Origin of the sequence: Fodinibius salsisoli (assembly GCF_026229185.1) — a bacterium.
GTDB lineage: Bacteria > Bacteroidota > Rhodothermia > Balneolales > Balneolaceae > Fodinibius > Fodinibius salsisoli.
In genome coordinates, this window is record NZ_JAGGJA010000009.1 from 48,786 (window position 1) to 62,911 (window position 14,126).

Here is a 14,126-nt window from a genome sequence, read left to right on the forward strand (position 1 = left end):
TGCCTTCACTTTGAATCATAAGAAATAAACCCGGCCGCTGCCCCTGTGAAAGAGTAAATACGGCCGGAGGCTATATTTGAGTTAGGTTTTGTTTAGAAGAATAGCACACGATTATCCTCTGTTTTGGAAAAAACTCCAAGGGCGGGTTTTATACCACAGACATAGGGATCTTCTGTGTAATGGGCTACTTGAAAGTCCCCTGAAAGGTCTTTGCTACTGATACGGCGGGGTAACCCTTCCGCTTTAATCATATTCGGCAATTCTTTCACATCCACTTCATAGAGTCCATTGTCGGTAGCCATAATGGACGACGTATGGTTGAAATTAATGGAGTGGATATGTTTTACCTCTTCTTCCAGTTCTTCAAAGTGCGCCATTTCACCCCAAATATTGAACTGATAGACGGAATTTCGGATAGATACCAAAAACAGATCTTCAGAATTAGGAGCAGGTTCCAGCATATCTACTTTTCCCAGCTTATTAACATCTTCCATGAGTTCCATATCGAGCTTAACATCAGGCTGCTCGATAACATCCGGGGTTAGCTTTCCGATACAAACTTCTCTTGCTTCCGTAAGTCCGATCATCCGATCGCCGACAATAATAGGATTACGGATATGCATATCTTTCCCTTCAACTTCGACATCATTGGCAAGATAAAAGGCTCTTTTATTAAGGGATATCAATACATCGCAATGATCATGTATATCGGATACCTCAAGATACCTTCTGGAACGCACCTCAGTGTCTAAAGACTCACCGATGCCTTGAAGGAGCTTATAGCATGCCTGATCATTACACATCTTCCGTACCTCTTCTTTACTACCTACCAAGCGGAGGTGGAAGGTGTTGCTTCCAACCATTCGGATGGATCGGAAAAATACATCTGCCTTGTTTTCCAGTCCTTCCAGAGCATTAATTTTGCCTGTTAACGGTTGAGTAAAAAAGTTTTGGTACATAAATTTACCGTCCCTATAGTAGAGAGCAATGCTTCGTCTGGTACTATTGATTTCGGTTCTGGATAGGTCTTCCGAGATCTCGTTCGTTTCAACTTTGATATGGTTCACTTGATTTGCCTTCATCATAATAACACCCACTTACTTTTAAGTTTTAATTGCTGATTATAATCTCTTGAATCAGCTATAGCCTAATAGGCACAATGGAGTGAGACGTCTGTAGGAATGGTAAAACAAACTTACTGTTTTAGGAACTGTCAATCAATATTAAGTATATGTTTTTTATGAACTTAATGGATGGTAGGGTGTTGGTGTTATCTCGTTGGTGTGGAAGGGATAACTAAAATATAGCCTCTTCGAAAAAGTATAGTTGAGCTATTGTGATCCCTCAAATGGAAGCAATCGATTCAAGATCCATGTTAAGAGGCAAATTCTTTTAAGTGATAGCTCGATCCAGGTGGGTATAGCCGCCATCCACATGCACAAACTGACCGGTAGTGTGAGAGGAGCGGTCAGAGAGGAGAAAGAGGATCGTATCGGCAATTTCTGAGGGTTCGGTCATCCTTTTGCCAAGGGGTACTTTAGCGGAAATTTCTTTTTTCTTGGCTTCCGGATCATCAAACTTTTCAAGCCATGTTCTATAGCTGGGCGTAAAAGATTCTGCTATGACGATAGCGTTTACCCGGATATCGTCTTCTCTTAATTCCAGCGCCCACTCGCGCGTTAAGGACAAGACCCCTCCTTTGGCTGCAGCATATCCGGAAGTGCCACCCTGGCCGGTGAGCGCTACTTTGGATGCAATATTAATGACAGATCCGGATGATTTTCTCAAGTGAGGAAGTGCTGCCTTAGTTACACCAAAAAAATGGGCAAGATTGAGTTTAAGAGAATCCATGAACTCCTGGTAGGAGTGGTCAAATCCAACTCCATCATTAACTCCCAAATTATTTACAATTCCATCGATACGCCCGTATTCAGCTGCAGCTTGTTCGGCTGCTTCACGGCATCCCTCTTCTGTGGTGAGGTCAACGGGGACAAACATTGCATTCCCATGCTTTTCGCGAATATCGTTAGCTAACTTTACGCCCCGTTCGTTTTTATCAACGATAACCGGAATACCCCCTTCCGCAGCAATATGGCGGACAGTTACTTCTCCAATGCTGCCGGAAAGCCCCGCGCCGCCGGTAACAATGATAACTTTATTTTTAAGGTGCAAGTCCATGGGGATATTTTTAGAAAGCTTGAAGTAGCTTCAATATCGTTATGCTACCTCAAGCCGCATTAGAAGGGGTAGTTATGCTTCTTCGACGGGATTAACAAGTTCCCCGATACCTTCAATCCAGGTGCGTACAGTGTCGCCGGGCGTGAGGTAAACGGGTGGTTTTCGGCTGAATCCAACTCCTTGTGGGGTCCCGGAAGCAATAATATCTCCGGCTTCGAGCGTAAAGGAATGGGAGAGCTCCGATATCAGCGTAGCTACATCAAAAATCATATTGGCCGTGTTGTCCTCTTGCAAAGTCTTTCCGTTTACGCTGCACCCGATGGCCAACTTTTGGGGATCTGCAATCTCATCGGAGGTTACAATAACCGGTCCTATGGGGCAGAACGTATCCAGGGATTTTCCACGTACCCATTGCTCATCACTAAACTGGAGGTCACGGGCCGATACGTCGTTGATTACTGTGTAGCCAAATACATGCTCCAGTGCTTCTTCAGGTGTTACATTCTTTGCTTCTTTTCCGATGACAACGCCAAGTTCAACTTCATAGTCGACTTCCTGGGTTAAATCAGTCGGAATTTTAATGGTGTCGGTGGCAGAAATAATAGAGCTGGTAAACTTGGTAAAGACCAGGGGGGTATCAGGAACTTCCATCTGAGACTCATCGGCATGGTCCATATAGTTAAGACCAATAGCTACAATTTTGGATGGGCGGCGGACCGGAGCTGCAAAGTCTTTCGTACTTACGGAAGTCCCAGTTCCCGAATGTTGCTCTAATTGTTGCTCAATCTGAGAGAGCTGTCCATTGTTGTTCTTGATGAGATCAAGCAGAGAGCCTTCAAATCCTAAATCAGAAAGTGGGATGCTGGTTTCATTGACAATAGCTGTCGCCGTACCATCTTTTAAAGTCGTAAATTTCACGAGATATCTTCTTGTTTAACTTTGATAATTTATTTTCAGCAATGCTTAGTAAATACAGTGATTTTTTCGAATATTTGCAACCTTACTTAGGGTTTTAATTTGTAGTGATTGTATGTTGGATAATAACCAATAATTGCTGTTTTATACCTCGATGCTCGAAACAAGAAAATAATAATGGGTGCTAAGCGTGGTCGCTTACTATCACAGCGAATAGTCTAACAAATAGAGACGCCATTAATCGTGTCTCTTCTTGTTTAAACCCAAGCTATTTCTGCCAGCTGTTATTTGTGCGGTTAGCATCCGGGAACTTCATCTCCGGATCGATGACAACTTGTGTTACCTCACTGGCATTATCAATAGAAAGCACTTTTTGTGTTGCTCCCTTAAGCCAGGTTTCAACGGGGATTTCTCGGCTTACCGTGGTTCCATCTGCTAACGTTATTTCAACAGTGGCCGGCATGGGCACTTGCCCGTGGTCTTCGATGACAATCTTGGTCCCGTCTTCAGAAAGTTGCACGCTGCCCACGGCCTGATCGAGCTTCCAGGTTTCAAAGTACCAGCTCCGCCAAAACCAATCGAGATCACGTCCGCTCACATCTTCGAAGGTATTAAACATATCCCAGGGATACGGATGCTTGTAGCGCCAGCGGTCAAGGAACGTATGGTAGGCTTTTTCGAATGTTTCTTCCCCCAGCACGCCTCGCAGTGCTACCAGTACAGAGGCAGGTTTGGGGTAGGAAGCGATCCCATAGGCAAAGCCGTTGTAATGGTAGTCAGACCACCGCATGATGGGACCTTCAAGTCCACTGCCTACAATGCGCAGATAGGTTTGAAAGTCGGTCTGCTCAAAGTTTCCATTCGGATAATAGTCTTTTTTAGACTGCGCTTCATTAAAAGTGGTGGTGCCTTCGTCCATCCAAGCGTATCGCCGTTCATTACTGCTGACCTGCATAGGTACCCACATATGGGCAAGCTCGTGGGCAATGACGGCATATAATGATTGCGGCGATCGGTTATTATATGCCCCGATAATAGTGATCATGGGGAATTCCATACCGCCGCCGATAATACCGCCTCCTTCTACCGAGGTCATATGCGGCCAGGGATAAGCCATTCCCGTAATTTCTGAAAGTTCAGAGATCGCATGACTCGTGAATTTAGCTCCATCCGTCCAGAGTGGAGCAGAACTGCGGTAAATGGCATTAATGTTAACATAGTTGGTTTCTCCATCGCCGTCCGGGTCCCCAATGTTGGATCGGGTGGCATCCCACTTCGATTCTTTGGTAACACTAAAGGCAAAATCTCGTACCTTATGGGCTTTAAAATTCCAGGTTGTTGTTTCTTTGTCTGTGGATTTTGTAACATTGCCAAAATCTTTTTCGGTAACGACCGATACTACCTCATCACTGTTATGCCCCTTTTGTAATTGTTCGTGTATATTCTCTTTGAGCACATCTGCACTATTGGTCAATTGACCGGTAGAGGCCACCATCCACTGTTCGGGCACGGTGATATCCACATTATAATTGCCAAAACCGTGGTAGAATTCAGCATTCCCTTTAAATTGATCGGTAAACCAGCCGTTTACATCATCATACACACGCATCTGGGGATACCAGTAAGCAATATAATAGAGGTTATCTTGGCTGTAGCCCATGCGTCCACTGGCGCCTTGCTGGGGGATTTTAAAATCCCAGTCGATCCGGATATCGATGGAATCGCCCGGGGCCAGCACCGAACCGGGGCGTAAGACCATCAGCGTGCCATCAACATAATATCCCTGGGCAGCCCGTGATGATTGCATCTCGCCAAGCTGGGTCCCTTTTGTAGATACATTGTGCAGATTGATACCGCCGGTTATTTCTGTCGCCTCGTTTCGTACGCCCCCTTCTTTGTGCATGTTTTGGCTGAGCTCTAAAAATACCTGGTTGAGGGTGTCGGGCGAGTTGTTGTGATAGGTGATGGTACTACTGCCTTTGATAAGCGTATCTGCAGGTATTAGTTCCACATCAATATCATAGTTGGTCCACTGCTGCCAGTAATCTTTACCCGGCACGCCCGACATGGTTCGTGTTTCTTGGTCAACAGCACGAAAAAAAGTGGGTGATATTTCGTTAGTTATAGGATTAGGTACCAGGCGATTCATTTCAGAAGGCAGGGCGTGTCCTTCTTGTATCATTGCTGTATCCGGCTGAGTTGAGGGCGTATCGGAGGTTGTGGTTTGTTTGGATCCGGTACATCCTGAAATTACGAAGGCTGATATCACTGTCAACAAGGACAATGTCTTGATAAAAGTGGATGTCTGTGGCATATGATTAGTCAAAAGTAGGTTTTAGATTGGAGTTGAGATAACTGGGCTCGTTGTATCCGTGGACATCCAGTTAATGGATAAATTTCAAACTCTTAAAATTAGTTACTCAAAATCAAAATATTAAAAACAAGCTTTAAGCCCACATGTTTCTTCTTTTTATTTACATACTTTTAGTATTTATTTATCAACTTGAAACAGGCGGACCAGTTTTTTGAAAGTTAAGTTCACTTATTCTTTCTGCATTACCATAAAAAGACAGGTAAGCATTACACTTACAATCTGAAAATAGCCATCAATTTTTACGATAACATATACTATTATATTTCAGCGGAAAATTAAAGCTGCCTGTAGTGGAGACGCTGCATTTATTCGTTATAGCATAGAACATGAAAAGTATTAAGTACAGAGTGCTAAGATGGATCATCCCATAACTGAACAGGAAATAATACACGTGATTACTGGCGATTGTTCTTGGAAGGAACGTGAAAGGGTTTTGGAATGGATAAAAGAAGATCCGGAGAACGAAGCAAGGTTTGAGCAGTTGCGGAAGACCTGGGATGTCGCAGACCACTTTGAGCTCCAACAAAATGAAGATAAGGCCTGGCAAAAATTATCCAAGCGTATTTCACGACCAGACCATTTGAAAATTCATCGTCTGGATAATACAGAGCAATCCCCAACGGAGGGGCAGGCCTCTGACAAGACGTATTCGGGTAGCAAAGATACGAGTTACCAGGTATGGGCGCTTCGTGCTGCTGCTATTTGTCTGCTTTTTGTGGGCGTTATGTATGCGGTTTATAATTATGCTCCGGAAAAAAAGACCCAGGAGGTATCGCTTGCTTCTACTATGCAAGAAGTAAAAGCTGAACGTGGACAACGGTTAAACCTTACCCTCGATGATGGAACGAGCGTAGTATTAAATTCGGCAAGCGTATTGCGGTATCCATCACAGTTTAGCGATTCAACCCGGAAAATAGAGTTAGATGGTGAGGCCTTCTTTAGTGTGGCAAAGGATAAATCTAAGCCTTTTTTAGTACATACGGGAGAAGCTACTGTTCGGGTTTTGGGTACAAAGTTTAATGTTAATGCCTATGCTGAAGATGAAGAGGTAGAAGTGGTCGTTGCAGAAGGAAAAGTAGCTGTTAAGTCAGCAATGAGTGTGGGAGATAGGGATTCAGTATCTTCATCAACCTTGCCAAATGAAGTATTTTTAACCAAAGGAGAGTATACGATTGTTGGAAAAGAAAGTGTGCCTACCACGCCGGTTACCGTAACTTCAATGGACTATCATTTGGGGTGGGTTGATGGTAATCTTATATTCGATGCAACTCCCCTTGAAGAGGTGATTCGACGGCTGGAGCTGTATTATAATCGCGATTTTCAGGTAACAAATGCAATGCTTTTAGATCGCAAACTCACGGCCACCTTTAAAAAAGAGTCGCTTTCGAAAGTGTTGGATGTCCTCTCCATAGCTATGGATGTAAAATACGAACAGGTGGATTCTCTTATTTATCTGGAGCCGTATTCCCCCAGTATTCAAAACGACTATAGTAATAAATAGCAATTTTCTGTCCCTCCCTTAAATGGCTGTTTATGATTGGTGTCTAAATTAATGGATGTGACTTTAATAAGAGAGTTCCGTCCTATTAGCAACAATAGTTTACTCCTGAGTGTAAATAAGTTGTGCTCCTCAATGAAATATTCCCAGCGGTGAGAAAAAAAATATAATTTTTTGTCATGGAGAGGTTCTGTTTGTTCGTATTTATGGATAGAGGGTCTATATTGGGTACGATTTCGAAGATGCTTTTGAGAGTGTGAACACCTAACTAAGGCCCAAAAGGGATGTTTCAAGATACCTTAATCTTGCAAATAGTTTTCATATAATTAGCATATTCATAAATAAAAAAGAGAAATTATGAGAAAAAGGGGACAAAGTTTCTGCACAGCTTTTTTGTTTTTTTGTGTGGTCTTGCTTTTTAATCCAAATGCTGAAGCACAAGAGGTAGAGGAATTGCTGGCTAAATCAGTTTTTCCAGCTACCGTTGAGGAAAAGCCATCATATATGGCTCAAAAAGTGAGTGTCAACGCTCAAGAGAAGTCGTTGAAAACGATTTTGACTACCATAGAAGAACAAGTGTCAATTACCTTTTCATACCAGGAGAAGGTTTTTGATAAAACAGGCAAATATTCTTTTCACCTGGAGAAGGTGTCGCTCGACAGGGCTCTGAGTATCATCCTGAAAGAGCCGGAGATCGACTATGTGCCTATTGAGGGCGGTTACATTATCTTGAAGCAGAAGAAGCAAAGGCAGCAAGCTATACAGACTGTTTTGGCAGGTACGATTACGGACGGTGAAACAGGAGAATCTCTGCCGGGTGCTAATGTTTCTATTGCTAATACTACAAAGGGAGCTTCTGCCGATGAAAACGGGCAATTTAGTATAACGGGGGTAGAGCCGGGCACCTACACGCTCATAGCTACGTTTATCGGTTACCAGGAAAGTACACGGGAGGTGACTGTTTCTGAAGGTCAAGAAAGAATAACCGTTGATTTTGTTCTGCAGCCAGCAGCGATGGCCCTGGACGAAATGGTTGTTGTAGGATATGGAACCCAAGCACGGGGTAGTGTTACGGGGTCTGTAAGCAGTTTGGCAGCAGATGATATCAGCGCTTCGGGGCAAAGTTCCGTTGAACAGTCATTGCAGGGTCGTGTTTCTGGTGTCCAGGTAGTTCAAACAGGCGGTGGTAAGCCCGGAGGTGGGGTTAGCGTTAATATCCGTGGAATTGGTACCATTAATTCTGAATCCCCCCTTTACGTTATTGATGGCGTGCCTATCCAGGGAAGCTCGGAGTCACAGCTGGGGACGAATGTGTTAAGCAGTCTCAATCCGAATGACATTGAATCTATCGATATTTTAAAAGATGCTTCGGCTGCTGCCATTTATGGATCTCGGGCATCCGGCGGGGTTGTGCTTATAACCACCAAAAAAGGCACAAGAGGACCCGTGCAGGTTAATTTTGAAGCTTCTTATGGAACGCAATCGCAGCCCGAATTTTATGATGTGCTCAATGCCGATCAATATGCACAGTATCTTCGAGACCTGCGGTCAGGTCCCAATAGCGGAGAGCTGCCATCGAATTTTGCAAATGGAGAGCGTCCGCCTCATAATACCGACTGGCAAGAAGAGCTTTTTAGGGCAGCGCCCATGCAGAATTATAATCTGGATATTTCAGGCGGAGGAGAAAGTTCTACCTACAGTATTGGCTTGGGCTATTATGATGAAACCGGAACGATGGTAGGTAGTGAGTTCCAACGCTACTCGCTCCGCGGTAATTATCAATTTGAAGTAAATGATAATGTTAATTTTGGAGGATCAGTATTACTCAGTAAAGGGGATATTGCTCAAAATGATCAGGCCGGCGGCCGCCGATCGATCGAACATGCTATGAAGCAGGCGCCTACGGTGCCTGTGTATGATGAATCTTTCTTAGGAGGCTTTGGTTGGCCGGTAACCGCCGATGGGCAGGATGCTTCCAATCCCATTGCCACGGCACACCTGATTGAAGATTCCATCAATCGCTATTCGGTTGTAAGCTCGGTCTATGGTGAAGCGACTTTTTTGCAGAATTTCACCTATAAGTTACAGGTAGGGCTTGATTTCAGATACTCTGATGCGACCACTTATAACGATGTGTACGAAAATACTCGTCGACTTACGGTCCGATCTTCATTAAACAGAACAAGAAGTCAAAACTTGAACCCACTCATTGAGCAGACATTAAGTTACGATAAAACCATCGGGAAGCATGATGTTAGCGTCCTGGCCGGATTCTCTGCCCAGTTGTTTACCTACGATTTTGTCAACGGAAGTGGTCTCGATCTTCCAACGAATGTAAAGTCATTGGGAGCGGCTTCATCTTCCCTGACGGTTGACAGTGAGACCCAGAAGAATACGTTGCGGTCACTTTTTGGACGGGTCACCTATTCCTATGATGATAAGTACTTGTTTACTGGAAACATCCGAAGAGATGAATCATCCAAGCTCTTTAACAGCACCGATCCGGTGGGAATATTTCCTTCCGTTTCTGTGGGATGGAGAGTCAGCGAAGAGCCATTCTTATCAGATTCTGACATTATCAGCAACCTGAAGATTAGGGCAGGATATGGAGAATTAGGCAATCAGTCGGTGCTTTCCAACTATCCAACTACGGTCAATTTGAGTACCAATTATTACTATGTGTTTGGAAATCAGAACACGCAGGGGATAGGTCAGCAGTCAATGGCCAACCGTAACATTACCTGGGAGACTTCGGCCCAGACCGATGTAGGAGTCGAAATTGGGTTCTTGGATGATATGTTTTCCCTGGATGTGGACTACTATAACCGACGGACTGAACAGTTGTTGTGGGAGGCACAAGTGCCGGCTTCCGTAGGACTGAACCCGCCATTTATTAATGCCGGGACGATTGAGAATAATGGATTTGAGTTTGCAACATCTTATCAGCAGACGTTTGGAGACTTAAGTGTTAATCTTTCGGGTAACCTGACGACCATCGACAACGAAGTGATTAGCTTGGGGGCCAACGATCAGCTGCAAATTATTCCGCCCGAAGCTGATGTCGCTGATGATCTTCAAGATGTATCAATTACCAAAGTTGGAGCACCCGTTGGACAGTTTTACGGCTATGTAACCGATGGACTTTTCCAGAGTTGGGATGAAGTGTACGATCATGCCAGCCAGAACCAAGATCCCGACGGTGGTCGCGATGAGGTTACTGCCAGTCAGTATACCGCTCCGGGCGACATCCGGTTTAAAGATCTTAATGGTGATGGCGCTATCAATGATGCAGATAAAACCATTATTGGGAACCCTATACCGGACTTTAATTACGGCTTTACCGCAGATTTATCCTACAAAAACTTCGATTTCAATTTATTCCTGCAGGGGAATTATGGAAACGAAATCTATAATGGAGCAACGAAATGGCTCCAGGATCTGCGGCAAAACTTTAATCAGGGCACTGCTGCACTCGACCGCTGGACACCCGAGAATACCAATACAGATGTGCCAAGGGCCACACCCAACGATCCCAATTCAAACATATCCAGAAGTTCAGACCGGTATGTGGAGGATGGGTCTTACTTGAGAATTAAATCGCTAACCCTGGGCTACACGCTTGGCCAGGATTTGGTAAACCGGGTAGGAGCCAGCCGTTTTCGGATTTATGCTAAAGCACGAAATTTGTTGACCCTGACGGGATACAGCGGATTAGAGCCTGAAATTGGATCATTGTCTACAGGTACCGCCCGAGATGCCGGGATAGACCGGTTCGTTTATCCCCAGCCCCGAGCATTTTTGCTGGGTGTACAACTCGGATTTTAGACAAGACCATTAATACTCAAAGATATAGACTATTATGAAGCGCTTATTACTTATAGTACTTTCGTTAGGTATGACAGCTTTGTTGTATATAAGTTGTACCGACAGTTTTTTGGAAACGACAAACGAAAACAGTGTAAATTCCAACACCTTTTACCAAACACCGGAAGATGCCCTGGCTTCGGTTAACTCGGCCTATGCAATGTTGCAGGCTCATGGTTTGTGGGGACGGAGCATCTTTTTTCTGCTGGACTTTGCCGGCAAAGAAGTGGGAACAACCGCTAACACGCAAGGGCCTCCCCTGGAGCTGTTAAACCACACTTATACCTCCTCAGGGAATACACATATAACTACGCCCTGGAGTAACATCTATGATATGATTTCCAAGGCGAATTCGACCATCCTGAATGTTTCTGAGATGGAAAACATCGATCAAGGTTTGCAGAGTCGTATCATAGCTGAGTCTCAATTTCTGCGCGGACTCGGATATTTTTACATCAATGCGATTTATGGCGGCGGGCCATTGCGTACGGAAGAAAATCTGGAAGAAATTAACCTTCCCCGTTCTTCTGCTGAGGAGATTTGGACACAGGTAGAAAACGACTTGTCCGCTGCCTTTCCTAATCTTCCTGCTAAAGGAGAATATAGCGAGGCGGATATTGGTCGGGCAACCTCGGGTGCAGCCAGGGCACTGTTGGGTAAGGCACATTTGTATCAGGAAGAATGGTCCGATGCTGAAACACAATTTCAGGCTGTGATTGGGTCCGGGAATTATCACTTGATTCAGGCTGATGAGTTTGGCAGCGACCCGGTAGCAGCGATGCGTTCTAACCACGATCCCAATGTGGGTAACAATGATGAAGCTGTCTTTGAAGTACAGTTTTCAGCTGGAACAGGTTTCGGTTGGTCCACCGATGGGACGGGCTTAAATGAAACCTCCATTCGTCCACAAGAATACGGCGTAAATGGCTTCGCCTTTTATAACGCCACGCCAGCCAGCGACTTAATCGATGCTTACAATTCCGATGATCCTCGTTTGGAAGCTTTCTATTTTGGTCCCAACAGTACTTATCAAGGTGAACCCTATCCCTTTGAGCAGGATGGATGGGCCTGGAAGAAGTATCAGAAAACGGATGAAGCCGAACAGAGCGAATCCAATGCCAATATGGATGTCATCCGCTATGCCGACGTACTGTTGATGATGGCGGAAGCTAAAATACAGCAGGGACAAGTTGCAGAAGGCGTAGAGTACATCAACCAGGTGCGTCGCCGGGCTGATCCGTCGGGTACCATTTTGCCTGATCGGGCCACTTCAGCTTCTCAACAACAGGCTATGGAGTTTTTGATTGAAGAACGTCGATTAGAATTGGCCGGTGAGCAAACACGGTTCTTCGATCTTGTCCGCTGGGGCATTGCAGCAGAAGAGTTAAGCACTTTCCAGGAAGGCAAGCATGAAGTATTTCCCATTCCCCAGGATGAAATCAATGCAAATACTGAAATCAGTCAGGAAGACCAAAATCCAGGATATTAGTTAACGGTTGTAGGGCTTAATGATGATCTGTCATTTCGAACGATAGATTTATGTCTTAAAGTGGACTTCTAACATCTTTCAATGGGTTAGAAAAACGTGAGTAAATCTGAATGGTAGATATAAATTTGTATCCTAATAGTTTCCGGATAAATGTGAGATATATTAATCAAATCAAAAAAAGAAGAGGTCTTCCTTTTAAAATGATTAGGAAAGTTGCGTCAATAATTATGAATAAGGTGCTGTTTGTTGCCACCTTATTCATGCTGTTTGCAGGGACAAAAGCTTACAGCCAAAATGAAAAACCACGGATAATTATTACCCAGGATGGAGAAGTAGATGATCGAAGTTCGTTTATGAGATTTCTACTTTATACCCCGGATATCGATTTGCGAGGTATTATAGCAACAAATTCCAAGTGGCAAAAGAATGGACATGGCTTAGGTTGGATCAATGAAGCTTATGGATTATATGGTCAGGTAAGGAACAACCTTCTTTTACACAACTCCGATTATCCTACTGTTGCATTTCTGCAATCAATTACCGTCTTGGGTAATGAGGATTCAGAACATTTAACCGGAGCTCCTCCTTATGCCGATTCAGAAGGAGCTGATTTAATTATAAAAGAACTCCTAAACCTTGAAGACAACCTGTTGCATATTAATTGCTGGGGGGGCATTAATACAGTGGCACATGCTTTATGGAAATTCAGAAAGAATTACCCGGCAGAATATGCAAAAAAAGCAGCAAAAGTAAGATTAATTACCATAGACTTTCAGGATGAAGCGGGTGATTGGATTGTAAAAAATATGCCGCAAATCAGAATAATCCGCAACAATGCTTTTCATATGACATGGAATTATCACTCTATCGATAACCCCTTACCTCATAATCCATACCCAAATTTAATGAGTAAAAAATGGCTTTATGAAAATGTAAAGACCAACCATGGCCCTTTAGGTGCCTGGTATCCTCAAGATAATATAAGTGAGGGGGGACACACCGGCTTTCTTAAGCTTTGTAAATAATGGTCTGGAAGCTTATGAAAATTATTCATTAGGCGGATGGGGAGGCCGATATATTTCCGTTAATGGTAACTATTGGATGGATGCACACGACGATAATAATACCCATAAAACACTTTGGAGGTGGATTCCTGATGTGCAAAATAATTTTGCAGCGCGAATGGATTGGACGGTACAATCCTATGAGGAAGCAAATCATGCACCGGTAATTGATAGGGTAACTTCTGCCGAGTCCATAAAACCCGGTGAACAGGTGGAATTAAATGCAACCGCTACTGATCCAGATGGAGATAATATTTACTATCATTGGTGGCATTATTCCGATACCGTCAGGTATGGATCAACCTATTAAGATCGATCATGAATCGTCGAATGACGCGTCTTTTACAGTTCCAGAAAATGCAAGTGAGAATATTCACATCGTATTGGAAGTTACAGACGATGGTAATCCAAAACTAAAGAGATATAGAAGACTGATCTTTAATGTCGAAAATTAAACTATGGCGCTTTCATATAACGCGCCCAGTAACAATTATTTCAACACGAACGTGGTTGTTGTTTGTAGTTCAATACTTACAGGCTGAAAGAAATTTTGAGACTTAAAACTATTACCTGCCAGTAAGCTGAAACCTGCTAAACCACAGATGGTCATTGGGTTACTTAATATTTCCTGCTCGCATATAGAGAATGCTGGGTTGGTTGTATGGCTGACATTGCATTCTCTATATTGTTATTATTGAATTCTGGAAAAATATTTCTGATATATTCCCAATGGTAAAAGTTGAA

The 14,126-nt window shown here is 43.7% G+C and carries 10 protein-coding genes; 6 read left to right on the forward strand and 4 right to left on the reverse strand.

What is annotated here, in order from left to right; all coding sequences use genetic code 11:
* Positions 1-92 precede the first annotated feature (92 nt).
* The 4 genes from J6I44_RS13765 to J6I44_RS13780 all read right to left on the reverse strand — a co-directional run bounded on the left by J6I44_RS13765 (position 93) and on the right by J6I44_RS13780 (position 5,362).
* Positions 93-1,085, reverse strand: coding sequence for a hypothetical protein (locus J6I44_RS13765; protein ID WP_265766727.1), 993 nt, complete (start codon positions 1,083-1,085; stop codon positions 93-95).
* 307 nt (positions 1,086-1,392) lie between these two features.
* The gene (locus tag J6I44_RS13770; protein ID WP_265766728.1) at positions 1,393-2,178 is read right to left on the reverse strand and encodes an SDR family oxidoreductase; all 786 of its coding nucleotides are present in this window, start codon (positions 2,176-2,178) and stop codon (positions 1,393-1,395) included.
* Between the two features lie 72 nt (positions 2,179-2,250).
* On the reverse strand, positions 2,251-3,096 hold the full coding sequence (locus J6I44_RS13775) for a fumarylacetoacetate hydrolase family protein (RefSeq protein ID WP_265766729.1): 846 nt from the start codon (positions 3,094-3,096) through the stop codon (positions 2,251-2,253).
* Between the two features lie 265 nt (positions 3,097-3,361).
* Positions 3,362-5,362, reverse strand: coding sequence for a M1 family metallopeptidase (locus tag J6I44_RS13780; protein ID WP_265766839.1), 2,001 nt, complete (start codon positions 5,360-5,362; stop codon positions 3,362-3,364).
* 538 nt (positions 5,363-5,900) lie between these two features.
* Between J6I44_RS13780 and J6I44_RS13785 the strand changes: the two genes are divergently transcribed.
* The 6 genes from J6I44_RS13785 (at position 5,901) to J6I44_RS20920 (ending at position 13,837) form a co-directional block, all read left to right on the forward strand.
* Entirely contained in the window at positions 5,901-6,968 is a 1,068-nt protein-coding gene (locus J6I44_RS13785) for a FecR family protein (protein WP_265766730.1), read from the forward strand.
* A 354-nt stretch (positions 6,969-7,322) separates the two neighbouring features.
* Entirely contained in the window at positions 7,323-10,790 is a 3,468-nt protein-coding gene (locus tag J6I44_RS13790) for a SusC/RagA family TonB-linked outer membrane protein (protein WP_265766731.1), read from the forward strand.
* A 34-nt stretch (positions 10,791-10,824) separates the two neighbouring features.
* Complete coding sequence (locus J6I44_RS13795) at positions 10,825-12,318, forward strand: RagB/SusD family nutrient uptake outer membrane protein (protein WP_265766732.1); 1,494 nt, start codon at positions 10,825-10,827, stop codon at positions 12,316-12,318.
* 110 nt (positions 12,319-12,428) lie between these two features.
* Entirely contained in the window at positions 12,429-13,343 is a 915-nt protein-coding gene (locus tag J6I44_RS13800) for a DUF1593 domain-containing protein (RefSeq protein WP_265766733.1), read from the forward strand.
* Positions 13,303-13,692 (forward strand): nucleoside hydrolase-like domain-containing protein, encoded by a 390-nt coding sequence (locus tag J6I44_RS13805; protein ID WP_265766734.1) that lies wholly within the window; start codon positions 13,303-13,305, stop codon positions 13,690-13,692. The genes J6I44_RS13800 and J6I44_RS13805 overlap by 41 nt, the downstream gene beginning before the upstream one ends.
* Positions 13,676-13,837 (forward strand): hypothetical protein, encoded by a 162-nt coding sequence (locus J6I44_RS20920; protein ID WP_350356709.1) that lies wholly within the window; start codon positions 13,676-13,678, stop codon positions 13,835-13,837. The genes J6I44_RS13805 and J6I44_RS20920 overlap by 17 nt, the downstream gene beginning before the upstream one ends.
* Positions 13,838-14,126 lie beyond the last annotated feature (289 nt).

What these genes read in the sequence shown, in the direction of transcription:
- J6I44_RS13795 (WP_265766732.1), top strand. Translation starts at nt 10,825, where the DNA reads ATGAAGCGCTTATTACTTATAGTACTTTCGTTAGGTATGACAGCTTTG.
- J6I44_RS13800 (WP_265766733.1), top strand. Translation starts at nt 12,429, where the DNA reads ATGGTAGATATAAATTTGTATCCTAATAGTTTCCGGATAAATGTGAGA.
- J6I44_RS13790 (WP_265766731.1), top strand. Translation starts at nt 7,323, where the DNA reads ATGAGAAAAAGGGGACAAAGTTTCTGCACAGCTTTTTTGTTTTTTTGT.
- J6I44_RS13770 (WP_265766728.1), bottom strand. Translation starts at nt 2,178, where the DNA reads ATGGACTTGCACCTTAAAAATAAAGTTATCATTGTTACCGGCGGCGCG.
- J6I44_RS20920 (WP_350356709.1), top strand. Translation starts at nt 13,676, where the DNA reads ATGGATCAACCTATTAAGATCGATCATGAATCGTCGAATGACGCGTCT.
- J6I44_RS13765 (WP_265766727.1), bottom strand. Translation starts at nt 1,085, where the DNA reads ATGATGAAGGCAAATCAAGTGAACCATATCAAAGTTGAAACGAACGAG.